We start from the raw sequence: 26,249 nt of genomic DNA on the forward strand, positions 1-26,249 counted from the left end.
GACTTAAATGCTGCCTTCCCGCTTTCGCTCCCTCAGCCTTGTGACGGTTATTCTGTTAATGCCGGCAATCCTCGCACTCCCCTCCTCGCCTTATGGGAGAGGGGATTGGCAGTTGAGGGGCGCAGCAGCAGCACAGGAACGCAGCAACACACCGGCAGTCCCCAGCGCCGGTGAAGCGGACCGGCTCTTTCAACAATGTGCCGAGCAATTGCGCACCGGCTACTTTCGAGACGCCCTGCAAACCTGCCAGCAAGTTCTCGCCATTCGCCAGCAGCTCAACGACACAGCCGGCATCGCAGACACCCTAAACCAGATGGGTGAAGTTCTCCTCAATCTGAGCGAATACGAGACAGCTTTAGAAAATTTAGAGCGAGCGAGAGCGCTTTACAAACAGCTAAACAATCCCGCCGGTGAGGCGGTGGCTCTCAACCATATCGGTTTTGTTTACCGCCGGCAGGGCAAGTATTCCCAAGCTTTGAATTCGCACCGGCAAGCCTTGCAAATAGCTCAAAAAATTGCTAAACTGGAAGTGGAGGGAGAATCGCTCCACAACATCGCTGCTGTCAGGGCCGATTTGGGCGAGTATGGCGAGGCGCTGGAACTGTACCGGCAAGCTTTAGCGATTCGCCGGCAAGTGGGCGACAAGCGGGGCGAAGGGCGCACCCTAAATAATATAGCCGGCGTTTACGACACTCTGGGAGATAGCAAGAAAGCGCTGGAATCCTACCAGCAAGCCCTAGCCATTCGCCAGGAAATTGGCGACAGAGCCGGTGCCGGTCGCATTCTCAATAACATCGGGGTATTATACCGGCAGCAGGCAGAATATTCTCAAGCCATCAGTTACTTCGAGCGAGCTTTGCCTGCGCTTCAAGAAACCGGCGACAGGGGAAGCCTGAACAGCACGCTCAACAGCCTTGGCGCTCTTTACGAAAGTGCCGGCAAGTATCCGGAGGCGCTGGCATCCTACCAGCAAGCGCTGGCACTCGCCAGAGAAATTGGCGACAAACCCGGCGCGAGAAAAGCGCTCAGCAATATCGGGTTTGTCTTTGCCCGACAGAACCAGCCGGAGTTAGGGATTGTTTTCTACAAGCAAGCCGTCAACATTACCGAGGCGATCCGGCAAGATTTGCGGCAGCTGTCTCGGGAAGAGCAGCAGTCTTACACAGAAACAGTAGCCGACACCTATCGCAGTTTGGCTGACCTGCTGCTCAGGGAAAATCGGGTGCTGGAAGCGCAACAGGTTCTGGATTTGCTCAAGGTTCAGGAACTCGACGACTACCTGAAAACCGTGCGGGGAAATGAGCGGACATCTGGGGGGGTGGACTTGCTGCCCTCTGAACAGGGGGTATCAGCGGAGTGGGCGCGCATTCAAGACAGGGCAATTCAGCTGGGAAAAGAACTGGCAGAACTGCAAAAGATTCCACCGGCATCCCGAACGCCGGCCCAGCAATTGCGCTTAGCGGAACTGGAGAAAATTCAGCAGGAAATTCGCCAGCAATTTAGGGAATTCAGCCGCCGTCCTGAGGTAGTGGCGCGGGTGCGGCAGCTCGACGGAACAGCAGCAGGAGAAAATCTGGATTTGCCCCGTCTCAACCGGCTGCGAGAGACTCTGCAAAAACTGCGGCGAAGAGAGAGCGGGAAGACGCCTGTGGTGCTGTATCCGCTGGTGCTGGAAGACCGGCTGGAATTGGTGCTGGTGAGTGCGGATTCGACCCCGATTCACCGCACAGTGCCGGTGCGGCGGAAAGAACTTATTGAAGCGATTGCAGCCTTTCGGGAAGCGCTCACGAATCGCACAAAATCAGTTATCAAAGTTCAGGAGTCCGCGCGTTTGCTGTATGGCTGGCTGATTCAGCCGGTGGAAAAGGACCTGGCGCAAGCCAGCGCCGAAATCATTCTCTACGCTCCTGATAGCCAGTTGCGCTACATTCCCCTCGCCGCTCTTTTTGATGGCAAGCAGTGGCTGGCGCAGCGCTTCAGCGTCAATAATATCACTGCTGCCAGCCTGACGAACTTCGACACCCCACCGCAAAATCAGCCCCGCATTCTTGCCGGTGCCTTTACCACCGGCAGTTACAGCGTCTGGGTGGGGACGCGCCAGGTTCCCTTCGCTGGGTTGCCGTTTGCCGGTCAGGAAGTGGAAAATCTGGCGGTTCTATTTCCGGGGACGACGAAATTGCTAGACCGGGACTTCAGCCGCGACGCCACTGTGCCCCGCATGAATCAGTACAGCACTGTCCATCTGGCAACCCATGCGGAGTTTGCCAGCGGTCAGCCAGAAGATTCTTTTATTCTTTTTGGGGATGGCAGTCGCGTTACGCTCGCAGATGTGGGAGACTGGAAATTGTCGAATGTGGATTTGATGGTGCTGAGCGCCTGCAAAACTGGCGTCGGCGGTGTGCTGGGGAATGGGGTGGAGATTTTGGGCTTTGGCTACCAGATGCAGCAAGCCGGTGCGAGGGCGTCGGTGGCTTCTCTGTGGTCTGTGGACGACGGCAGCACGCAAGTGCTGATGGATGCTTTCTATGCGGCGCTGAAAACCGGCACCGTCACGAAAGCCGAAGCCCTGCGAACCGCTCAAATCTCCCTGATTGCCGGCAGCTACCGCCACCCTTACTACTGGGCTCCGTTTATTTTGATTGGCAATGGGCTGTGAGGGGATTGGGCGGATTTGGGATTTGGGATAAAGGAACCGCAGGGTGCGCAGATACAGCGAGTTCTGTCCCTTCGTGTGAATTTCAGAACCCCGGTTTCTTTAACCCGGGGTTCGGGGCCCTCAGCGGTTGCGCCCATCATTTAGAACTGCTATAGCTGTAATTTATGTCCAGTTGATTTACCGCACGAATGCCCCCTCACCCCCCTCCCCCCTGTCCCACAAGGGGAGAGGGGGAGTGAGAAAAAACGGCGTCACGCAGTGGCTGGCCAAACCCGATTGAACAGCGCCAGCCTGACCCGTGTCAAAATCTCTCAGGTGTTATATAATAAGAGTGCAGTCGCCATAGATGAGCCACTTTTTAAGCGTCAGGGAAGATAGTTTGAGCGAAACGTTAAATTATAAATTAGTCCCCCTCTTTCAGTCAACCCCTCAACACAAAAAGGTAAGTCATAATGGCTAACCGAAAATCAAAAACTCTCGACAGGACCCGCTCGCAACTGGAGGCCAAAAGGCGCGACAGTGAGGAGCAATTTCGCTTGATGGCTGAGACAGCCCCATTCACGATTTGGATCGCAGATGGTTCCGGGGGCTGGAATTACTGCAATTCGGTCTGGCTGGAACTGACAGGGCGTCCCCTGTCCGGGCAGCAAGGGATGGGCTGGCTGAGCAGCATCCATCCAGAGGACAGACAGCGGTGTCGGGACACCTATCTCGCCGCCGTTAAGGTCGGGGAAAAGTTCCAGATAGAGTGCCGGTCGCTGGGAGCGAGTGGGGAGTGCCGGTGGGTAATGCATGCCGGCGCACCGCGATTTGCCCCGGATGGCAGCTTGATGGGTTACACCGGCACCGCCACGGATATAACAGACACAAAAATAGCAGAAATCGCGCTGCAGCGGGGAAATGAGGATCTGGAGCGGCGAGTTGAAGAGCGCACTGCAGAACTGGTTTCTAGAAACGCGCAATTGCAGCAAGCGATTGCTGAGCTGGAGGCAGCTAAAATGGAGCTAGACCGGCTGTTCAGCGTTTCCGCTGACTTGCTGGCGATTGCGGATATGGACGGGTATTTTAAGCGAGTCAATCCTGCTGTAGAAACTATCTTGGGCTACACAGCTGAGGAATTTTTGGCGGCTCGCTGGATAGAGCTGATTCACCCAGACGACCGAGCTAGAACTGTGGCGGAAGGCGAAGAGCAAATCGCCACGGGAAAACCGTCGGTTCAATTTGAGAATCGCTATCGCTGTAAAGATGGGTCGTACAAGTGGCTGGCTTGGAACTCAATGCCGGTTCCTGAGGAAGGGTTCATTTGTGCGGTGGCGCGTGACATCACCGAGCGCAAACACGCAGAAGAAGCCTTGCGCGAGAGCGAACAGCGATACCAAACTTTGGCGAGACTGTCGCCGGTGGGAATATTCCGCAGCGACGCCGAAGGAAACAACACCTACGCCAACGAGCGCTGGTGCGAGATTGCCGGACAGACTTTAGAAACTGCGGGGGGAAATGGCTGGGCAGAGGCAGTGCATCCTGAAGACAGGGAGCGAGCCTTTACCGCCTGGAGGACTGCTGCGCTCAGTGGCGTGCCGTTTCAAAATGAAATGAGGCTGGTGCGTCCTGATGGCAGTTTGGTGTGGTGCTTGGTGCAGGCAATTCCTGAGATGGGGGAGGATGGTAGACTCCGAGGCTATGTGGGAACAGTTACGGATATTAGTGACCGCAAACAAGCTGAAATTGCTTTGCAAGAATCTGAGGCGCGGTTCCAGGGGTTGGCGGAAAACTTGCCGGGATTGATCTATCAGTACCGGTACTGTGCCGGCAATCCCAGAGGAGAGTTTCCTTATATCAGTGCCGGTTGCTGTGACCTTTTTGAGTTAGAGCCAGAAACCGTCGTGCGAAATGGTGACTTGATTTGGCAGCAAGTTCACCCGGAGGACGAGAGGGGCTTGGCGGAGTCTGTTCTCGCCGCCGCACACACTGGGCAGTGGCGCAGGGAGTGGCGCAGCATCACGCCATCCGGCAAGATCAAGTGGATTCAAGGAGTAGCCAGACTCAAACAGGAAGTGGACGGCATTATGCTTTGGGATGGCTTGATGCTAGATATCACTGAGCGCAAATTTCTGGAAGAAGAATTAGCCCTGCGGCAAGCGCAATTTGACGCTTTCTTCACTGCTGCCCCCGCCGGCATGGTGATTCTCGACACCGACCTGCGCTACTCGCAAATTAATCGCGCTTTAGCGGCAATGGGGGGGCGGTCAGTCGGGGACTATCTGGGCAAGACGCTCAGGGAAGCAGAGCCGCAACTGGCTGAGGCTATAGAGCCACTGTACCGGCAAATGTTGGCGACCGGCAAGCCCCTGCTCAATCAGGAGCTGAGCGGTGAAATTGCCAGCGATCCTGGTGTTGACCGGCACTGGCTGTGCTCTTATTTTCCCCTTCCCGGTCAGGACGGAACTCCCATCGGTTTGGGCGCAGTGGTTGTGGAAATTACCGATCTCAAGCAAGCCGAGCAAGCTCAAGCCCGACTGACTGCGCTCCTGGAAGCCACCACGGACTTTGTTGCCATGTCTGATGCGGCTGGACGGATGATCTACGTTAACAGAGCCGGTCGCTTAATGGTGGGAATTGGCGAAGATGAAGACATTACCGCTCTCACTATCCCCGATTTTATCCCAGACTCAGAAATTGAGAAGTCGGCCAGTGAAATTATCCCAACCTGTGTGAGCGAGGGGGTGTGGAGAGGCGAGTTTGCCCTGCAACATCGCAATGGGACGGTAATTCCTGTATCCCAGGTTTCCATGTCCCACAAATCGGAAAGCGGCGAGGTGGAGTTCCTGTCAGTCATCGCTCGCGATATCACGCAGCGCGTACAAGCTGAAGAGGCGCTGCGCAAAAGTGAGGGACTGTACCGCACTTTGGTGGATAATTTTCCCGATGGAGCGGTATTTCTATTTGACCCCGACTTGCGCTACATCCTCGCCGGTGGCTCTGAGCTAGAGCGGCTGGGTTTTGACTCAGCCTCTGTAGAGGGTAAAAATGCTGTGGAATTTTGGCCGGCAGGAGCTCGCGAGCGAATTGCCCAGCTTCACCGCGCGGCGATTGCCGGTGAGGTGAGGGCGGAAGAAAACGCTTGGAGTGGGAACATCTACTTCATGCAAACGCTGCCGGTAAAAAATCACCAGGGAGAAATTTTTGCCGGCATGCTCGTCTCCCAGAATATCACCGAATACAAACAAGCCGAAGAGGCGCTGAGGCAATCGGAAGCCCAGTTGCGAGAGCAAGCGCAGCGGGCGGAATTGCTCAACCGGCTGGCGAGCCAGATCCGCCAGTCCCTGGACTTGGACACACTCTTAAAAACAGCGGTGAACTCCACCCGCAATGTGCTTGCGATTGACCGCTGTCACTTCGCCTGGTATCGCCCCCACGCCAATCCACCCTCTTGGGAGGTGATTGAGGAAGCCAAAGCACCGGCTCTCCCCAGCCAATTGGGTTTTTATCCCGCCAGTGACGTCGGACCCGTCACCGATACAATTATAGCAGGAGAAATGATTTGTGTCAGTGAGGCAGACAAGTTTCCCGAACCGATTTTTCGGCAATTTTTGCTCAAGTTGGGCCACAAATCGGAGGCCGTTCTTCCCATTAAAACGCGCTCCGAGGAAATTGGCGTGCTGATATTTGCCTCTTGCTATTCAGCCCACTACTGGAGCCAAAGTGAAATAGAACTCCTGCAAGCCGTGAGCGAGCAAGTGGGCATTGCCATCAACCAAGCCGAACTCTACGAGCGAACCCGCAAAGCTGCCCAAGAGGCGACGGCTAAGAGCCAGCAGCTGGAACTCGCTTTGCAGCAACTCCAGCGCACCCAGTCCCAGCTGATTCAGAGTGAAAAAATGTCCTCCCTAGGCCAGCTCGTCGCGGGGGTAGCTCACGAAATTAACAATCCGGTTAGCTTTATTTATGGCAATGTTGAGCATGCCAGAGAGTACGCCGGCGATCTGTTAAGCCTGATTCAGCTCTACCGCGACACTTATCCCCATCCCGCCGCTGCAATTGAAGCCGAAATAGAGGCAATCGACCTGGATTTTCTCACAGAAGACATGCCAAAGCTGCTCGATTCGATGAAAATGGGAGCAGAGCGCATCGGTGAGATCGTGCGCTCTTTGCGCACCTTTTCCCGGCTCGACGAAGCGGCGGTCAAAGAAGTCAACCTCCACGAAGGCATCGACAGCACTCTAATGATCCTGCAAAACCGCTTGAAGCAGCGCCCCGATCATCCGGCAATTCAGGTGATTAAAGAGTACGGCGACTTACCTTTAGTGGAGTGCTGCGCCGGCCAGCTGAATCAAGTGTTTATGAATCTCCTGAATAATGCCATTGACGCCCTAGACGAACAGCAAGCCAAGGTGACGCCCGAAGACCTGAAGGCCAATCCCAGCACCATAAAAATTGTTACCTCCGCCCTCGATAAGGAGTGGGTCGCTATCTCGATTGCCGACAGCGGTTCCGGAATCCCCGAGGCTGTGAAAAAGCGGCTATTTGACCCATTCTTTACCACTAAACCTGTGGGCAAAGGCACGGGACTGGGCCTGTCTATCAGCTATCAAATTGTGGTAGAAAAGCACGGCGGCAGGTTATATTGCAACTCGCAGCTGGGCAAGGGTGCGGAGTTTGTCATGGAGATTCCGGTCCGGCAAAGCCGGTGATACAAATTTTGGATTTTGGATTTTGGATTTTGGATTTTTCTCCCGGACCTCAAACAAAAGTAGGGGCGTTACGCGCCAGTGTAACGCCCCTAAATATCCTGCTCACTCAAGTAAGATGCTCTCCGAAAAGCCTCACTTCAAGAAAAGAGAGGAGGCAGAGCCTCACCTGAAGCGTTCCCAGGCTGGAGCCTGGGAACGAGAAAAATCCAAAATCCAAAATAGGGATATAACACCTAACACCTAACACCTCATTTATGAAGCGCCGTCAGTTTTTGCAATTCACCGGCTCCGCTATAGCCACTTTGGGGTTGAGCCAGCTGGACATTCAGCAGCAGGGCAACCGCGTCGGGAAGGTGCTAGCTCAAAACACCCCGCGCAAACTCGCCTTGCTGGTCGGAATTAATGACTATCCCAGCACTGCCGGCTTTTCCAAATTGCAGGGGTGCGTGACGGATGTGAATTTGCAGCGAAAGCTGCTGATTTACCGCTTTGGTTTCAATCCCAAAGATATCCTCACCCTCACTGACGCAGAAGCCACCCGCACCGGCATCCTGCAAGCGTTTGAGGAACACTTGATAAAGCAAGCCAAACCCGGAGATGTGGCCGTGTTTCACTACTCCGGACACGGCTCCCAAGTGATTGACCCCGATAGAGACAGTCCGGACGGTCTAAACAGCACTTTTGTGCCGGTGGATAGCAAACTTCCCTCCGGTTTCCCCTCCCAAGGAGGCGCAGTGCAAGACATCACCGGGCACACGCTATTTTTGCTAATGGCGGCTTTGCCAACAGAAAATGTTACCGCTGTTTTGGATAGCTGTCACTCCGGAGGCGGAACGCGGGGAAATATGACGGTGAGATCGCGAGCCGGCGGCAAAAAACTGCAAGCCAGTCCGGCTGAATTTGACTACCAGCAGCAGTGGCTGAAGCGCCTGAATCTTTCTAACGAGGAGTTTATTCAGCAGCGCCGCGCCGGGGTGGCGAAAGGGGTAGCAATCGCCTCGACAAAGCGCAACCAGCTAGCCGCTGACGCGCCGTTTAGCGACTTTTTTGCCGGCGCTTTCACTTACCTGATGACTCAGTACCTGTGGCAGCAAACCGGCAGCCCGCAATTTATCAGCGCTATCCCCAATATTGCTCGCAGTACGACGCGGCTTTCTTTCAGCCGGCAAGAGCCGGTATTTGAAGTTAAACCGGCAAGCAATAATGACAGCCAGCCGCTCTATTTTATCAGCCGGCAAACCCCACCGGCGGAAGCAGTTATCACCGGCATCACCGGCGGGGTGGCGGAACTCTGGCTCGGGGGGCTTGACCCCCAAAGTCTGGCCGCCTTTGGCCCGGGTGCGCTGCTCAGCGTGGTGGACGCCGGCGGGCGGGAGCGCGGGATAGTGCGGCTGGAATCCCGCCAGGGACTGGTCGGGCGGGGTCAGGTGCTCCAAGCTGCGGAACTGGGGGCGCTGCTGCAAGAGCGAGTGCGCGGGGTTCCCAGCGATTTGACGCTGCGCCTCGGGCTTGACTCTTCTCTAGGCAAGGATGCAGGTGCTGCCAAACAAGCCCTGGAAGCGATCGCTCGCATGGAAGCTCTCCCCCTCCAGCAGGGGGAGGTGCAGTATATCTTAGGGCGGATGACCGGCACCTACTTCCAAGAATTACAATCGCGGCGGGTTCCGGACCTCCCCGCCCTGAACAGCACCGGCTTGTTCTCGCCCAGTCTGGAAGTGATTCCCGGATCTTTTGGGCCGGCGGGCGAGCCGGTGAGCGCTGCAGTGAGCCGCTTGCAGCCGAAACTCAAGTCCCTGCTCGCCGCCCGGACGGTTAAGCTGGCCCTCAATACCAATTCCTCGCGGCTCAATCTGGCGGTTTCGATGATTCCGGAGGGGGAAGCCGGCAGGATTTTGGCCCAGTCGTTCCCCGTGCGGGGCGTCGGGCGCAACAGCCCCGAGCCACAAGTCGCGCCCGGGGCCAACCGGCTGCCGGTGGGGACGCCGATTCAATTCCTGATTGCCAACAGTGAGGGGCGCGATCTCTATTTGAGCGTGCTGGCCATCGATCCGGCAGGGGAAATTTCGGTGATTTTTCCCAATCAGTGGACGGCTTCGGATGACGTCACCCGCTTGGGTGCCGGTCAGACCCTCCAGATTCCAGACCCCAGCAAGGACGGCTTCCAGCTGGTCACCCAGCAGCCCAAAGGCGTCAGCGAGGTGCTGGCGATCGCCAGCAGCGCCCCCCTGCGCAAAGCCCTGCAAGCGCTGCGCAACTTGTCCTCCCACGCGGGACAGCAGCGCGGACCCGTGACCCTGGCCGAGCCAGCGCAGGTGGTGGGCGATTTGCTCGATGATTTGGGGGAAACCACTCGCGGCGGCGGGGCAACTGCCGGCAATCGAGCCGTTCGCGGCGTCGATACGGCCCAGATGGCGGCGCTGTCGGTGACTTTTGAGGTGATTTAATGCCCCTGCAGGGTGCCGCACTCAGGGCGCACCCCGCTCTAACTCTTTCCACCCATTGACATTATCCTATCCTAACTATTGCCATTTTTTATCGTAAAGTTGGGGAAATTGTCTGTTAAGTTGTTTAAACTATGTACTTAAGCGGGTACAGAACAGCTTGGCAAGACCCCGGCTCAGTTACCCCCAGCGCAAGAGTAGGAAGAGATTCAGCAAAGCTATGCAGGAACTGATTGGCCTTATCATTTTAATCATCGCAACCTTTGCCTTTACTTACATGGCGGGAATCCTGGGTCTTGTGTTCAGTGGGCTGTTTGCGGTCCTCGGCGGAATCCCAGAGTGGATTTGGACAGCTGCCCTACTGTCGCTGACCATTTCTGTTTCTCGATTTGACAGTTCTTTGTGACGCCTTGCGGGCATCATCGCATCATCGCATCATCGCATCATCGCATCGGGCATTGAGTTAATTATCAACTTTTCGTCCAACCCCTAACCCCTAGCCCCTAACCCCTAATCCCTAACATGGGCATGGGGGATTGGGCAGGAGTAGTGCCATCTTTCGCCGCGTCACAAATCTTTCAGGGCAGCTCTGCCCTAAAAGCCTTCCTGTTAGAACAGAAGGATTGTAAAAACAATTTTAATTTCTGACATCAGTCAACCTGAAATGATATAATTACCACATGCTATCAGGGAATCATCTCAAATTTCCTCAGACGTTTTCTTGTGGGGACAAGATTTATCGCGTCCCCACAACACAAAACGGATTGCCGCCCTCTCCTCAGCGGCATCTCGGAGATGCAGATTTATGCCCCCTCAAAAGTCCCGCCAGTTCTTGTAATTCACCGGCTCTTTTCTAAGAACCTCGGACTTAGCCCCCTCGCTATCACACGCCTAGCTCGCAGATATGGGAGGGAGCCGGCGCTCAAGTATGGCTAGCCAATAGGCGTTGCCGGTGGGCATTAATAACTATTCATCTAGCAGTCTCTTCGATTCTTTAAGCGTGAATTTATAGCGTAATTGTTAAGAAAGTTAAAGTTACTTGGGGCTGGATGTGGCGATTTATATGATTCCGGAGGGGAAAGCCGGCAAAATTGTGGCCCAGTTGTTTCCTGTGCGGGATAGCACAGAATGGCGTGACGCGCTAGGGGTTAGCTGAAATGCTGCGGCACCGGCACTCGGACAAAAATACAGCAGTAGTCATATTGGTTAAGACATCAATGGCGCAGGGACAAAAGGATTAGGAAAGGCGTCTCGCCGGTCTTACTGTCTTAACCTAACTGCATGCTGCTATAGCGTCCCAAGAGTCCCCCAGCAACCCAATCCCCCTGTTCGGGTCCTCAAGACTGCCGAAATCGCGGCGCTGCCGATTGTTTGTCTGGTGATTTAAGGCCAATCGGGAGAGCCGGTGCGCCACCCTTACATAATTTCCGATTAATTAGTATAAATTCGCTTTGAGAGCGGGTCCGGTCGCACGGATTGCGTTTTTCCTGCTGGGCAGAGAATCTGCTCTCTCTCTGCCCCCCGGATCCCGAAAGCTGCCCTTTATTATGGAAAAACTAAACAATCGGAAATGAGAGCGGGGATTGTTGCGGATTGTGCGAACGCCCCGGCGGAACGCACGTTGATTTCGGGCCGAGTGAAGGTCGCCCTTCTCTGGAGCTTTACATTTACTTATTATACAGTTACATTTAGTTGCATTTATTTACATCAAACTTTGATCTATTGCTTGCTAAATCCTTTAAACTTTGAGTTTGTGCGGGTAAAGTACAGTACGGCCAGACGCCGGCTGAATGGCCCGCGCATGCAAAAGTAGGAGGAATGCTGCTTGAGATTTCTGGCGAAATCCCAGAGAGGATTTGGACAGCTGCTTAGCCAGTGGCTGACAGTCTATTTCGGGAATTTCCCAAGCCGTCTGGCGTTTGTTGAAGGTGCCAAAAAGCTTTCACACTTCTGCTAACAGAGTAGATGTGAGAGAAAGCACCGTAGCTTTTAGCTCGAACGCCGCCAGGTGGGCAAGATTTCACCGGCATCACATCCTCCCGCAAAGTTCAACACTTAACCCCAATCAGGGAGCTAGAAACCACTATGGTAACGACAGCCCAAACCATCCTCGATCAGTACGGTGCAGGTAAACGGGATTTTCTGTACCTTTACTTGCCCGACGTTGACCTGAGTAACTTTAAGAACCTCTCTGGTGCGAACTTCAGCTATTCCTACCTGCTGGGGGCGAAACTGTGGGGGTCCTTCCTGATACAATCCAGCCTGAACTATACCTTCTTGGGCTATGCCCAGCTACAGGGAGCCTCGCTCGTAAAGGCAGACCTAACTTATGCTTACTTGTGCAATGCGGATCTCAGCAAAGCAGATCTGACGGGTGCTAGCCTGCGCCATGCGGATTTGACGAATGCCAATCTCAGCGGGGCAAAACTCGGGGGGGCCGACTTAACCGGCGCTACCCTAAAGGGTGCTAATTTTAAGGGTGCGTCCTTCGAGGGTGGCACCCCGTATGTGCTGGCTTCAGGGAAATTTGAGGTGCAAGCGAATCAGCCTGGTGGAGTGAAGTTTACCAACCCCGTTGATGGTGACGTCAGCATAGTATGTACTCCATTAGGTAAATGGTCGGCGTACACAGCAACCAGTAATTTCGTATGCGACGCATCAGGGCTTGTCGGGCCCGATTACACAGTTTACCAAAAGAATTCTCCCTACCCACAGTACAACTTGGGGGCCTTGGTAGCGGCGAGCGCAGATCTTAGCGTGGCGACGCTGGTGAATACTGAAAAGCAAATTCCCATGAAACCGAATGAAACCCTTATCTTCATGATGAATGACGACAAGCGTTATTACGCGGATAACACAGGTTATCTCACTGTCAATTGGAAAGCTATACCCACGTGTTGAGCCTGACAATCGCGAGCTAGCTGCTTCAGTCCAAGAGCGGCGAAATGTAACTTTTGTCGCTCTTGGGCTGACCGGCTTTCCCCTGACGCGCCGGCTCTGGCCAAACTCGGACATGCCTTGATGTCTATTTGAACCGCAGAAATACAGATATCTCCGCTATCATCTGCGCCCATCTACTTCTACTTCTGCGTCTATCTGCGGTTCAAATAAAAATCTGGTATTGGACAAGCCGGTTGCGGGGACGGGAATAAGTTTGCACGGATAGCGTCTGTCATCTAACTGAGGTACTGAGAAACCCGGTTTCTTAAAGAAACCGGGTTTCTTGTGCTTGCCCACCGGCTTCTCCCCCCTGTTAAATTTTGTTAAAATTTTGTTAATTAATCTCCCACCGGCAATCCAGCTGTGTTAAGGTGAATTTTCAATCCCCACCGGCAAGGGCATTGACCGATGACAAAAATGGGATACTCCCTTGGGGCAGAGCTCAACTATCTTGGGTCAATTTACCGCAATCTCGGTCAGTATGCCAGAGCTTTGGAATTCTACCAGCAAAGCTTAACTGTTGCCAGACTTGCCGGCGACCGTGCCGGTGTGGGGACAGCGCTCAGCAATATTGGCACAGTTTACCACAATCTCGGGCAGCACCCCAGAGCTCTGGAATTCTTCCAGCAAGGCTTAACTATTGCCCGATTTGTCGGCGACAGAGTGGGGGAGGGGAGAGCGCTCAACAATATTGGCTTAGTTTACGGCAGCCAGAGCCAGCACGCCACAGCTTTGCCATTTTACCAGCAAGCCAATGCCATTGCAAGAGCTGCCGGCAACAGAGCCGAGGAAGGGAGAACCCTCAACAATATTGGCTTAGTTTACGGCAGTTTAGGCCAGCACGCCACAGCCTTGCAATACTACCAGCAAGCCAGTGCGATTGCAACAGCGGTTGGCGACAGAGCCGGTGTCGGGACAGCCCTCAACAATATTGGGTTAGTTTACGGCAGTCTGGGTGAGTGTGCCACAGCTTTGCAATTTTACCGGCAAGCCTTAGCCATAACCAGAGAAGCCGGCAACAGGGCGGGGGAGGGGACAATGCTCAGCAATATTGGCCTGACTTACCTGCTCACCGGCAACTTCCCCGAAGCAGAAACCGCCCTCCTCGCCGCCGTTGAGGTCAAAGAATCCCTGCGCCCAGGACTGACTGATGCCGATAAAGTCTCCATTTTCGACACCCACGCTAACGATTACCTAGCGCTGCAAAAAGCCCTGATCGCCCAAAATAAGACTTTGGCGGCGTTAGAAATTTCCGAACGCGGTAGGGCGCGGGCGTTTGTCGAATTATTAGCCAAACGCTTTTCCTGTGTTCCTGCAGAGCGCGGAGTCGCGCCCCCAGATGCCGACTCTTGCCAGCCGGCAGTCAAGCCCCCAACCCTGTGGCAAATTCAACAAATCGCCAAACAGCAAAACGCGGCACTCGTTGAATATTCAATTTTCAATCCATTGAACCCAACCGGCCAGCCTATCCTGTCACCGGCACTCTACATTTGGGTCATCAAACCCACCGGCGAAATCGCCTTTCGCTCTGTTGACCTGACATCCCTCAATACCATTCTAGCAAACCTAATTGCCAGCAGCCGCCAATCCATCGGAGTTTTTTCGCAGGTGCCGGGGGCTGGCACCGCTGCCAGACCGGGCTCTCAACAGAGACAGGCAGAAGCGAGCCAAACCGAAAAATTGCAGGTACTGCACAAACTTCTGATTGAACCGATTGCCGACTTGCTGCCAGCTGACCCCAACGATAAAGTCATCTTTATCCCCCAAGACGATTTGTTCCTCATTCCCTTTCCTGCCCTGCAAGATAGGGCCGGCAGAGCCCTGATTGAAAAGCATACTATCCTCACCGCACCCGCCATTCAGGTCTTAGAATTAACCCGCCAGCATCTAGAGACGCGAGAGATATCCTCTCTGCGAAACTTAGTGGTGGGAAATCCCACCATGCCCAGCGTGCCCCCGGCACCCGGAGAGCCGGCCCAACAGCTACCTCCCTTAGCCGGTGCGGAGCGAGAAGCATTTGCTATTGCCCCCCTGCTCAACACCAAACCGATCACCGGCAGTCAAGCCACCAAATCCGCTATTTTGCAACTGCTGCCCAAAGCGCGTATAATTCACCTAGCCACCCACGGATTGCTCGACGATATCCGGGGATTGGACAGCGCCATTGCCCTCGCCCCTTCTGGCGATGATAATGGCTTGCTCACCGCTGACGAAATCCTCAATTTGAAATTAAATGCCGAATTAGTTGTGCTGAGCGCCTGCAACACCGGCAGGGGAAAAATCACCGGCGACGGCGTGGTTGGGCTGTCGAGATCCTTAATCAGTGCCGGCACACCCAGCGTCATTGTTTCCCTGTGGGCGGTACAGGACGCCCCCACCGCCGCCTTAATGGCTGAATTTTATCACAATCTGCAAAAAAACCCCGACAAAGCCCGCGCCTTGCGCTCCGCAATGCTGGCCACAAAGCAACAGCACCCCAACCCCAGAGACTGGGCTGCTTTCACACTGATTGGGGAAGCAGAGTCAAGTTTTATTAAAATTATTTAATTGCTTTTTCTTAAGGGGTGTGCGGACAGCTGGCGAACCGGCAAATCTTAAGAGCGTGCTTGTAAAGGAATGATTAAGGCTGAGATAAAGTTGAGATACATAGGATTTTCCCTCTGGCTGAAAAGGCTTTCCTCCCGTTTTTTTAATCCAAAACCCAAAATCCAAAATTCAAAATAGGGATGAGTGGGGCCATAAATCGGTAATATTGCTGGTAGGGGTGGGGCTCACCGGAGATGTCTCAGGGTTTTCCCGGATGTTCTAAGGACGCCCCTACATCCCGCTGACCCACCATTTGAAACCGGGTTTCTTTTGGCTTCACTTTTTATGTATAAATCAGCTCTAATCCACAACCCTGAGCAAGCCCCGGCGCAAGCCGTCGAACACGCGGTCGATATGCTCTTGTTCCTGGTTGCTCAGCGCATCCTTAGATAACAGAGTCTTCATAAAGAGCTGTTGGTCCCCGCGCGTAATCCGGTGAGTAGAAAAGATTCGCTCGACGACCTGCTCCAGTGTGGGTTTAGTTGGATGCCCTTGATATTGCATGGGACTCCCGGAATGCTACAGTTCTCCTTCAGTGGATTCATGAGGTGAAAATCCTATCCCTTTCAAAGGAGCGGATGAGAGGTGATACCCCTGCTGACCCTTACATAGTGTACCCATTACCCTCCGAAACTCTAAAACGACAGCTCAAGCTGTTTGACCTGTGGCGTCGGGGGAAAGTGCCAGCAATTCACTCCCGGGATCTCACACCCCAAAAGGGATAGAAAGCCTCACAGACAGGCGTCCCGCGAGTCCGCTGCGGGCGTGTTGCGCCGGCCTCTGTTCATTGCGGCCAGACAGGGATGCCATCCCGCGCTCATCCAGCGAAACTGCAGGCACGAGAGGGAAGCGGCGCGGTCCGGGAAGCGGCGCATCCTACGCCTGCGCGAGATTTGAGACTTTCTATGTTAGAAAATGTGTTTAACCGTAAAATAAAAATATAATTTGTTCTCAGATTTTATCTGCTGTTTTAAAATTAAAAGCAATCAAACGGATTTCACCCCCGCCCTCTGGCGTCGCCGACCGGCTGTGGCAGCGCCGGCATCTCGGCTGCGATGTGCGCCGGCGTCGCACTGCGCTGCCGGACGCCTGTCCTGCGGTGACATAAATAAATGATGCTGCTGGCGAACAATGAGGGGTATAGCCCCTCGCCCCTTAGAAGAGGTTTGCAGTTGGGCTTTAGCCCTACCGGCGCGTCCGCAGTGAAGCCAGTTTTCATGGGTGGCGGTGTGCGCAGTTCCGAAGCGACTGCCTCCTGTCAGGCGTTCCCAGGATCTGCCTGAGAACGAGGAAATCCCATGCCCATGTTAGGGGTTAGGGGTGAGGGGTTGGGGGTTGGGAGAAAGCCCCACACCCAGTGCCCCACGCCCAGTGCCCCACGCCCAGTGCCCCATGCCCAGTGCCCCATGCCCAGTGCCCCATGCCTAGTGGTGCGATTTGGGAAATATTTCTAGCATATTTCGATCCGGCACCGTGATTTAATCGTAAAATCTTTAAATATTGTAAAACTTTCCATAGCCTGCTAAAGTTTAACATCAACCCACGCTCCTGGAATCACTATGGCTCTTGGCTACCTGGCTCTGGTTCTGCACGCCCACCTGCCTTTTGTCCGCCACCCCGAAAGCGACTACGTTCTAGAAGAAGAGTGGCTCTACGAAGCGATTACAGAGACATATATCCCTTTAATAAAAGTATTTGAAGGGCTGAAGCGGGACGGCATCGATTTTAAAATCACCATGACCATCACACCGCCCCTGGTGTCGATGCTGCGGGATGCGCTGCTGCAAGAGCGCTACGACGCTCACCTGGCGAAACTCGAAGATCTGGCGGAGCGAGAGATAGAGCACAACGCGCACAATGGCCACATCCGCTACCTGGCAGAGCACTACGCCACAGAATTCAACCAGGCGCGGCAGGTGTGGGAGCGCTATAACGGGGATCTGGTACAGGCATTCAAGCAATTCGCAGACAGTGGCAACCTGGAAATCATCACCTGCGGTGCCACCCACGGCTACCTGCCACTGATGAGGATGTATCCAGAAGCGGTGTGGGGGCAAATCAAAGTGGCCTGCGACCACTACGAAGAGAACTTTGGGCGTCCGGCTAAGGGGATTTGGCTGCCGGAGTGCGCCTACTTTGAAGGGTTGGAGCTGGTGCTGCGGGAAGCCGGTTTGCGCTACTTCCTCACCGATGGCCACGGGCTGCTCTACTCCCGCCCCCGCGCCCGCTGCGGCAGCTACGCTCCGATTTATACCGAGTGTGGGGTGGCGGCTTTCGGTCGGGATCAGGAATCCTCGCAACAGGTGTGGTCAACTCAGCTGGGCTATCCGAGCGATCCAGTCTACCGGGAGTTCTACAAAGACTTGGGATGGGAAGCGGAGTACGAATACATCAAGCCCTACATCATGCCCAATGGCCAGCGGAAAAATGTCGGCATCAAGTACCACAAGATTACCGGTCGGGGGCTGAGCTTGGCAGACAAGCAGCTGTACGATCCCTACTGGGCGCGAGAAAAAGCCGCCGATCACGCCGGCAATTTCATGATGAACCGGGAGCGCCAAATTTACCACCTGCACAGTATCATGCAGCGCCCCCCGATTGTGGTTTCCCCTTACGACGCCGAGCTATTTGGCCACTGGTGGTATGAGGGCCCGTGGTTTATTGATTTTTGCGCTCGCAAGACTTGGTACGACCAAAAAACCTATGAGATGACGCACTTGGCGGATTATTTGCAAAAGCACCCCAAACAGCAAGTTGCCCGCCCGGCACAGTCGAGCTGGGGGTGGAAAGGGTTCCACGAATACTGGCTCAATGACACCAATTCCTGGATTTACCCCCACCTGCACCAAGCCACAGAGCGGATGATTGAGCTGGCTAGGCGGCTGCCGGCAGACGAGCTGGAGTGGCGAGCGCTCAACCAAGCGGCGCGGGAATTGCTGCTGGCCCAATCTTCTGACTGGGCGTTTATTATGCGCACCGGCACGATGGTGCCCTATGCGGTGCGGCGCACTCGCTCCCACTTGATGCGGTTCAACAAAATTTACGACGACATCAGCCAGGGCAAAATCGACGCCGGCTGGCTGGAAAAAGTCGAGGAGCTCGACAACATCTTCCCCAACATCGACTATCGCGTCTACCAGCCCCTGCCGGTGCCCGCCGCGATCCGCTGACAGTTGGGACAGCCAACCCCTGTAGGGTGCGTTCCCTGAAAAAGCCCCTAAGCCTGGGACTGGCAGCGGGGAACGCACCCTACCTGCTGACAAATTCACCTGACCGGCCCTGGCTCCCTCACTACTCGTGAGGGAGCCTCTGTTATATAGCAGTAGGCACTTAGGTTCGTACATTTCGGCCTCTTTTGCACCCCCACACTCCGGCTCCTATTGTCCTAACCCATATTACTACTGGGATATAGACGTAGGTACGGCGTAGCGCTAACGCGCCGCTGCGCTAACGCCGGGCCTGAAGGTCTAATGTCCTAATCTAAGTGGCTACTGCTATAGCAGCAGTCATATTAGTTAGGACCCGAAGAGCGGGGGAGCTTTTGGAGCGGGGGAGCCGGAATGCCTTCACCTAAGTGGCTACTGCTATATTTGTGCCGGTGCGGCACCGGCAAGAATACAGCCCCCACGGGAGGGACTGACAGAGGAGAGCGCACCCCGCCCGGGCCCAGCGATCCCGAAGTCCAAATTAAGATTAATGTAAATTTTTGTAAATATAAGGCATTTTGTAGTTTTAGATACAGAATCACCTGATATAGTGAATACAGAAGGGCAAACAAGCAAGCCCAACCGGCCAGACAACCAGGAGGAACCCACCATGTCCGCTCAAGAACAAGCTCGCTCTCTGATGCTCCGCCACCATCACTTCGTGAAGAACCGGCAGCAGTCCATGCTGTGCCGCGCCGCTGCGGAAGTTGGCCTTCCCGCAGAAGCCGCCAACTACTGGGGCCACATTCAAGGCAAGCCCCACTCGGAAAACCAGATCAGCTATGACCGATCGCAGGCCACGATGAGCTAAGTGCCATCGAGCAATAGAACATCCAGCGATAGAAATTGAAAGTATTAAATCGGAGGAATTTGACATGTCCGCTCAAGAACAAGCTCGCGTCCTGATGATGCGCCACCATCACCTGATCAAGAACCGCCAGCAATCCTTGCTGACTCGTGCGGCGGCTGAAGTGGGACTCGACGCCAGTGACTACTGGAACCCCATTCAAGGAAAGCCATCTGCCGCCAACCGAGTGACTTACGACCGCAGCCATGCAACGATGAGCTAACGTGCAACGATTCCAGGATCGCTTTGTGGTTTGCCTCCTAGGACTCAAGCGCAGTGGTTGCCGCCGGTCGGCGAGCCGACCGATCCCACCCACCGGAACAAGCAACTCAATATAACTCACTCAATTGAAAAAACACTGGCGGGGCGCTCACAAGAAAGAGCGCCCTTAAATTTTTGGCGGAGGGCAGGGCGGAGGGCAGGGCGGAGGGCGCAGGGCGCAGGGCGCAGGGCAGGGCGCAGAGCGCAGGGCGCAGGGCGCAGGGCATGGGGCATGGGGAAGAGGTTCAGCAATCCCCAATCCCCAATGCCCAATGCCCATATATGGTAGCTTGGGATATCAGGTAGGTCCCTACGACACGAAAATTGGCAATGCAAGCACCTCTGACCTCAAAACCCCAGCCAGACTGCCTGTCAATGGAATTGACCGGCATCCCCGCCCCCACCGGCGCAGCGGGAAGCGATCGGATTGACCTGTATTTGACGCTGCACTTTGACGAAGCTTGGCAGCCGCTGATGGGGGGGCGCTTCAAATTTGGCCTCACCGGCGGGCAGCTGAAACTGGCGCTAGAAAACTGCCAAATGGCGGAACAGTCGCGCCAGCTCACCGGCAGCGTCCAGCTTTTCGACGAAAACTCTACCGCCTGTCAGGTGACAGCGAGCGGTACGGAGGTGGAACCCTGCTGGGTTTTTGCCCTAAAAGCTCTGGCCAGCCCGCCGGTTTTAACAGCGGAAATCAAAAATTTCAAGCTCGGAACGCTGCAAGTCACGGGGATGCCTTGCGAAGTGCGGGGCGTGTTTGAAGTGCCACCGGCTTGCGTGCGCCTCACCGGTGTTGAAGGACTTTGGCCGCACGACATCAGCCCCAACAAACATGCGGTGCTCGAAAGAAAGCTGGCGATGTCCATCGAGGAGCTGCAACTGAAGCCGAATCTCAGCCGCGCTGTTGTGCTGCAATACAATTCGCTCTCTGTTTCGCCCCACTGGAGCAGTTACAAAACTGAGGAGTCGGCGGTTAGCTCCGCTGAGCTGGAAACACTGATTTACCAAGTTTTAGGGGCAAAAACTGATGACTTTGTGGCGCTGGCCAATATTGCGGGGCTCAATCCGCTCTCGGATTTCGCCGGTGCCAATTTGCAGGGCACTACCCTCAATGGCGCTAACCTTGCCGGTGCCAATCTTGCCGGCGCTAACCTGCGCGGCTCCCTGCTCAACGATGCAGATTTGAGTGAGGCGCAGTTGAGTGAGGCGAAGCTGGCCGGCGCTGATTTGAGCGGCGCGCTGCTCAGCGATGCCAACCTGGAGGGTGCTGACTTGCACCGCTGCGCTCTGGCGCTGGTTTCTTTGAGCGGCGCTAACCTCAAGGGTGCCAATTTCAGGGAGGCGAATCTCAGCAATGCCAATCTCAGCGATGCTGATTTGACTGGTGCCAACCTGGAGGCTGCTGACTTGCACCACGCTGGGCTAGTCTTAACCAATCTCACCGGCGCTAACTTGGCAGGCGCTTTGGTGCAGGAAGCGCGATTCAAAAAGGATTGCGGGCTGTCTGAGAAGATGGAAGCAGATTTAAAGCGGCGAGGCGCGATTTTTGAGGATCTCTGAGCGGCTGCAGATAGCGCTTGTTCGCGACCGGCGCGCACTGGCCCTGCAGCTTTTGCCGGCATTTCTCTCGGCGGGCTGTTTAAAGTTGCGGCGCATTTGCTGATATTATGTCGGGTTGATTCATTGCCACTGGGAGACCGGCGAGGGGGATTAGCAACGCCCAGTTCCCATTGCCCCTTGCCCAATGCCAACAGCTGTGACAGCCCGGATAGCCAGACAATATTAACATTACTATTAAGCGCGGAAGTCAGATGATGTCTGAAGCGGCTCGGCTGCTGAAACAAGGAATTGAGCAATATCAGACGGGTGAGTTTGAGGCGGCGCTGGAGTCCTGGCAAAAAGCGCTAGCGAGCTACCGGGAAATTCAAGACCGGCGGCGGGAGGGAGCGGCGCTGGGAAATCTGGGAGTCGCTTACCAGGCGCTAGGAAACTTGACAAAAGCGATTGAATGCTATAGAGAGCATTTGGCGATAGCGCGGGAAATTTCCGACCGGCGCGGAGAGGGGAATGCGCTGCTGAATTTGGGAAATGCTTTCCTGGAGTTGGGGGATGCCGGTGAGGCGATAGAATACTTGCAGCTGCGTCTGGCAATAGCGCGGGAAATGTCCGACCGGCAAGCGGAGGCTCAGGCGCTGGGAAATCTGAGATTGGCGTACAAATCGCTCGGAGAAGCGGCGCAGGCGATGCAGTGCTTGCAGCAGCAGCGCGCCCTCGCCCGAGAATTATTTTCCAGCAGCGAAACCTCTGACTTTGTGGCGCTGGCGAGGAGTCTGGGGCTGAATCCAGAGGTGGATTTTGCGGGTGCGGATTTGAGCGATATTGACTTGCACTATGCAGATTTGAGCCGTGCGGATTTGCGGGAGGCTAACCTTGTAGGCGCTAACCTGAATCTGGCGGATCTTGCGGGGGCGAACCTTGCCGGCGCTAACCTCAGCCGCGCGGTGCTGACGAATGCAAATCTTGCCGGCGCTAACCTCAGTGGCGCTAATTTGAGGGGTGCGGACCTGCGCACGAACCTCAGCGGCGCTAATCTTGCCGGCGCGCTGCTGATTGAGGCGAATTTGAGCAGTGCGTATTTATCTCGCGCCAATCTTGCCGGTGCGCTGCTCAGGGGTGCCTATTTGAAAAATGCTGATTTAACTAGCGTTAATCTGGTGGGTGCTAATCTTGCCGGTGCGGATTTGACTCGTGCGGATTTGACTGGTGCGAATGTGGATAGCGCTCGCTTTGCCGGCAATTCTGGAATTTCTGAGGCGATGAAGCAAGCTCTGACGGAGCGCGGGGCAATTTTTGAGGAGTGAAGGGTTTGTAGTTGGGCTTTAGCCCAAAGTTTGTAGTTGGGCTTTAGCCCAAAGTTTGTAGTTGGGCTTTAGCCCAAAGGTTTGTAGTTGGGCTTTAGCCCAAAGGTTTGTAGTTGGGCTTTAGCCCAAAGGTTTGTAGTTGGGCTTTAGCCCAAAGGTTTGTAGTTGGGCTTTAGCCCAAAGGTTTGTAGTTAGGCTTTAGCCCAAAGGTTTGTAGTTGGGCTTTAGCCCAAAGGTTTGTAGTTGGGCTTTAGCCCTGCAAGAAATTGACGGCAGCTAACCGTCTGTGATATAATTTAGGAAGGCGACCGTCTCAACCTGAACCAACCGCCCTATGACCACTAGCACTCTCACCCAACCCGCAGAACGAATCCAGCTCTCCGGTATCAGCTGGCCAACTTATGAAGCCTTGCTGGCTGAACTGAGCAATCGCAGGCTGCGCCTTACTTACAATCGTGGCACACTTGAAATTATGGTTCCATCACCTGAACACGAACTGTACAAAGAAATCGTGGGCCGATTTGTCGAAACCTTGGCAGAAGAATTAGCCATTAGAATTTATCCTCTAGGCTCCACTACCTTCAAACGTTCGGAACTTAGCGGAGCGGAGCCAGATAAATGCTTCTACATTCAGAACTTGAAAGCAGTTCAAGGCAAAAAGAGAATCGACCTCAATCAGGACCCGCCCCCTGATTTAGTGGTTGAGATTGATATCACCAGCAGTTCCAAAATTCGCTTTCCTGTCTATGCAGAGCTAGGCGTTCCGGAAGTCTGGGTTTACGATGGGGACTCCTTCAGTATTAATGTGCTGCGGGATAAGGAGTATGTGCCGAGTGAGCGCAGTCTGGCATTTCCCAATGTGCCGGTGCTGGACATTTCTCGATTCCTACAGCAAGCGGGAACTGCGGATTATTTAGAGTTGGTTAGAGAATTTCGCAGCTGGGTTAAGAGCCAAATTCAGCCAAATCCCTGAGGGCAGGCTTAGGGGGGTGCCGGCAGACAAATTCCCTGCGATTCCCCATCACCCCTACCCGACTTAAATTGCCCTCACACACATTCTACTTGCGCATGGCTTGGTCTGTGCTTAAGAAAATGCGCTCGCTCCCCAGCGCCGCCACAAACCCGACTTTTTCTAGTTTGTCTTGCCCCGGATATGTCAGTAATTAAATATAAAATTAAACCCCCACTGTCTTGAAATCAACTATCAAAAATTTTCCGGGTGCCAAAGCGCTGCCATTAATAATAATTAATAGCAAACAATTGACGGCAGCTAACCGTCTGTGATATAATTTAGGAAGGCGACCGTCTCAACCTGAACCAACCGCCCTATGACAACTAGCACTCTCACCCAACCCGCAGAACGAATCCAGCTCTCCGGTATCAGCTGGCCAACTTATGAAGCCTTGCTGGCTGAACTGAGCAATCGCAGGCTGCGCCTTACTTACAATCGTGGCACACTTGAAATTATGGTTCCATCACCTGAACACGAACGGTACAAAAAAATAATTGGCCGCTTTGTCGAAACCCTGGCTGAAGAATCAGAAGTTGGCATTGAACCCCTAGGCTCCACGACTTTCCAACGCCCGGAACTTAGTGGGGCGGAACCAGACGAATGTTTCTATATTCAGAACTTGAACGCAGTTCAAGGCAAAAAGAGAATCGACCTCAATCAGGACCCGCCCCCTGATTTAGTGGTTGAGATTGATATCACCAGCAGTTACAAAATTCGCTTTCCTGTCTATGCAGAGCTAGGCGTTCCGGAAGTCTGGGTTTACGATGGGGATTCCTTCAGTATTAATGTGCTGCGGGATAAGGAGTATTTGCCGAGTGAGCGCAGTCTGGCATTTCCCAATGTGCCGGTGCTGGAAATTTCTCGGTTTTTACAGCAAGCGGGAACTGCGGATTATTTAGAGTTGGTTAGAGAATTTCGCAGTTGGGTTAAGAGCCAAATTCAGCCAAATCCCTAAGGGCTGGCTTAGGCGGGGTGCCGGCAGACAAATTCCCTGCGATTCCCCCTCACCGCTACCCGACTTAAATTGCCCTCACACACATTCTAACTTGCGCATGGCTTGGTCTGTGCTTAAGAAAATGCGCTCGCTCCCCAGCGCCGCCACAAACCCGACTTTTTCTAGTTTGTCCAGCACCTGCCCTTTCACTTCTGACATGTAAAATTCAACGCCCATTGTCTTTAAATCAGCTATCAAACTTTGCAAAGTTGATAGAGCGCTGCCATCAATAATATTGACAGCACTGCACACCAAAACCAAAGAGTTTACTTGGGGGGAGTTGGCGGCGGCTTTCAGGACGTAATCTTGCAGGTATTTGGCATTCACAAAATAAAGGCTTTCGTCAACTCGAATCGCTAAAACGTGCGGGCAAGTTTGCACCTCATGACGCAGCACGTTGCGGAAATGTTCGGTTTCGCCCACGCGCCCGACAATGGCGATATGAGGTTGGCTGGTGCGCCACAGGTGCAGCGCCAGAGAAATCACCGCACCGATAACAATCCCTTTTTCCACGCTGGTGGCAAGCACCGCCACAAATGCCGCGCACCAGGCAGCGGCATCCGCTCGATCGTAAGCCCACAGGCGTTTGAGGGTGGCAAAATCCAGTAAGTTCGCTACAGCCACTAAGATAACCGCTGCTAAACTGGTGTGGGGGAGAAAATAAAAGAGCGGTGTCAGAAACATTACGGTGACGGCAATCGCGGAAGCAGTTATAATGGATGCTAGCCCGGTATTTGCGCCGGCAGAAAAATTGACCACCGACCGGCTCAACCCGCCTGTAATGGGATAGCCCCCGGTTAAGGCGGCGCTGGCATTCGCCGCACCTAAGGCGATTAATTCTTGATTGGCATCTATTTTTTGCCGTTTCTTGCTCGCCAAAAACTGGCCAACGGCAAAGGCTTCCATAAACCCGACAAAGCTAATGGCTAAGGCTGCCGGCAGTAAAGATTGAAAGGTATTGAGGTCAAAGAGGGGAAAGGTTAGCGCCGGCAGCCCTTGCGGGATTTCTCCCACGACTTTAACCCCCGCTATTTTATCGAGGTGAAACAGCCAGACAATCAGGGTGCTGCCGGTGACAGCAATTAAAGGCGAGCTTTTGGTCATCGGAACAGTGGCGGCATCCGGCAATCCAAACTTTTTCAGATGCCGGCTAAAGCCTTTGTTAAAATACACCAATAGAGCCAAACTGGCCACTCCCAGACTGAGGGTTATCCAGTTGGATGTCCCGATGTTTTCTGCCAGGTAACTGACCAGCTGTACAAAGGATTCCGTTTGGGGTATTTTCAGCCCGAACAGGTGTTTGACTTGGCTGAACCCGATGATAATGGCTGCGGCGCTGATAAATCCAGAAATCACGGACTGGCTGAGAAAGTTAACCAAAAATCCCAGCCGGCACACTCCCATTATAAGTTCTAGGGCACCGACGAGGAATGCTAAAGTCAGTGCCAGCCCTAAATATTCTGGGGTGTTTTCTTTGGCTAGAGCGCTGACTGCTGCCGCCACCATGAGGGAATCTACGGCCACCGGCGCAACTGAAAGCATGGGGCTGGTTCCCAAAACGGCGTAGACCAGTTGCGGGAGAATACTGGCGTACAGCCCTACTTGCGGGGGCAGCCCAGCCAGCATGGCGTAGCCCATTCCCTGGGGAATTAACAAGCTGGCAACGATAATGCCGGCGGTGACATCTCCGAGCAAATATTCGCGCCGGTAGTGCAGCCCCCATGTTAAAATTGGGAGAGCCCGGCTCAATCTGG

15 protein-coding genes are annotated in these 26,249 nt (G+C 54.3%); 13 read left to right on the top strand and 2 right to left on the bottom strand.

The window, feature by feature from the left end:
- Nucleotides 1-7: 7 nt before the first annotated feature.
- From OSC10802_RS0134710 to OSC10802_RS0134745, 6 genes are all read left to right on the top strand, one after another.
- Nucleotides 8-2,656 carry a CHAT domain-containing protein gene (locus tag OSC10802_RS0134710; RefSeq protein ID WP_017721360.1) on the top strand — a complete coding sequence of 883 codons (2,649 nt, stop codon included), beginning with the start codon at nt 8-10 and terminating at the stop codon, nt 2,654-2,656.
- A gap of 452 nt (nt 2,657-3,108) precedes the next feature.
- Nucleotides 3,109-7,347, top strand: coding sequence for a PAS domain S-box protein (locus OSC10802_RS45200; protein WP_017721361.1), 4,239 nt, complete (start codon nt 3,109-3,111; stop codon nt 7,345-7,347).
- Nucleotides 7,348-7,601: 254 nt separating this feature from the next.
- Nucleotides 7,602-9,791 (top strand): caspase family protein, encoded by a 2,190-nt coding sequence (locus OSC10802_RS0134720; RefSeq protein WP_017721362.1) that lies wholly within the window; start codon nt 7,602-7,604, stop codon nt 9,789-9,791.
- 217 nt (nt 9,792-10,008) lie between these two features.
- Nucleotides 10,009-10,194, top strand: a complete 186-nt coding sequence (locus OSC10802_RS0134725) for a hypothetical protein (protein ID WP_017721363.1) — start codon at nt 10,009-10,011, stop codon at nt 10,192-10,194.
- Nucleotides 10,195-11,873: 1,679 nt separating this feature from the next.
- Entirely contained in the window at nt 11,874-12,689 is an 816-nt protein-coding gene (locus tag OSC10802_RS45205) for a pentapeptide repeat-containing protein (protein WP_017721367.1), read from the top strand.
- Between the two features lie 447 nt (nt 12,690-13,136).
- Nucleotides 13,137-15,275: a CHAT domain-containing protein gene (locus OSC10802_RS0134745; RefSeq protein WP_017721368.1), complete on the top strand. Its 2,139-nt coding sequence runs from the start codon at nt 13,137-13,139 to the stop codon at nt 15,273-15,275.
- Between the two features lie 1,036 nt (nt 15,276-16,311).
- Here OSC10802_RS0134745 and OSC10802_RS52075 read toward each other — a convergent pair.
- Nucleotides 16,312-16,533, bottom strand: coding sequence for a hypothetical protein (locus OSC10802_RS52075; protein WP_155969113.1), 222 nt, complete (start codon nt 16,531-16,533; stop codon nt 16,312-16,314).
- Nucleotides 16,534-16,873: 340 nt separating this feature from the next.
- Between OSC10802_RS52075 and OSC10802_RS0134755 the strand changes: the two genes are divergently transcribed.
- From OSC10802_RS0134755 to OSC10802_RS0134790, 7 genes are all read left to right on the top strand, one after another.
- Nucleotides 16,874-18,484 carry a glycoside hydrolase family 57 protein gene (locus OSC10802_RS0134755; protein WP_017721370.1) on the top strand — a complete coding sequence of 537 codons (1,611 nt, stop codon included), beginning with the start codon at nt 16,874-16,876 and terminating at the stop codon, nt 18,482-18,484.
- 646 nt (nt 18,485-19,130) lie between these two features.
- Nucleotides 19,131-19,331, top strand: coding sequence for a glutamine synthetase inactivation factor IF7A (gifA, locus tag OSC10802_RS0134760; RefSeq protein WP_026099075.1), 201 nt, complete (start codon nt 19,131-19,133; stop codon nt 19,329-19,331).
- 64 nt (nt 19,332-19,395) lie between these two features.
- Nucleotides 19,396-19,590 carry a glutamine synthetase inactivation factor IF7A gene (gene gifA, locus OSC10802_RS0134765; RefSeq protein ID WP_017721372.1) on the top strand — a complete coding sequence of 65 codons (195 nt, stop codon included), beginning with the start codon at nt 19,396-19,398 and terminating at the stop codon, nt 19,588-19,590.
- A gap of 368 nt (nt 19,591-19,958) precedes the next feature.
- A complete protein-coding gene (locus OSC10802_RS0134775) occupies nt 19,959-21,188 on the top strand; it encodes a pentapeptide repeat-containing protein (RefSeq protein ID WP_017721374.1) in 1,230 nt (409 codons plus the stop codon).
- A 251-nt stretch (nt 21,189-21,439) separates the two neighbouring features.
- Nucleotides 21,440-22,489 carry a pentapeptide repeat-containing protein gene (locus OSC10802_RS0134780; RefSeq protein ID WP_026099077.1) on the top strand — a complete coding sequence of 350 codons (1,050 nt, stop codon included), beginning with the start codon at nt 21,440-21,442 and terminating at the stop codon, nt 22,487-22,489.
- Nucleotides 22,490-22,823: 334 nt separating this feature from the next.
- Nucleotides 22,824-23,462, top strand: coding sequence for a Uma2 family endonuclease (locus tag OSC10802_RS0134785; protein WP_017721376.1), 639 nt, complete (start codon nt 22,824-22,826; stop codon nt 23,460-23,462).
- 355 nt (nt 23,463-23,817) lie between these two features.
- Complete coding sequence (locus OSC10802_RS0134790; protein ID WP_017721377.1) at nt 23,818-24,456, top strand: Uma2 family endonuclease; 639 nt, start codon at nt 23,818-23,820, stop codon at nt 24,454-24,456.
- A 75-nt stretch (nt 24,457-24,531) separates the two neighbouring features.
- On the opposite strand, the gene OSC10802_RS0134795 is transcribed toward OSC10802_RS0134790, so the two are convergent.
- A complete protein-coding gene (locus tag OSC10802_RS0134795) occupies nt 24,532-26,244 on the bottom strand; it encodes a SulP family inorganic anion transporter (protein WP_232731892.1) in 1,713 nt (570 codons plus the stop codon).
- Nucleotides 26,245-26,249 lie beyond the last annotated feature (5 nt).

The sequence above is a fragment of the Kamptonema formosum PCC 10802 genome (assembly GCF_000332335.1).
Taxonomy (GTDB): Bacteria; Cyanobacteriota; Cyanobacteriia; order Cyanobacteriales; family Oscillatoriaceae; genus Oscillatoria.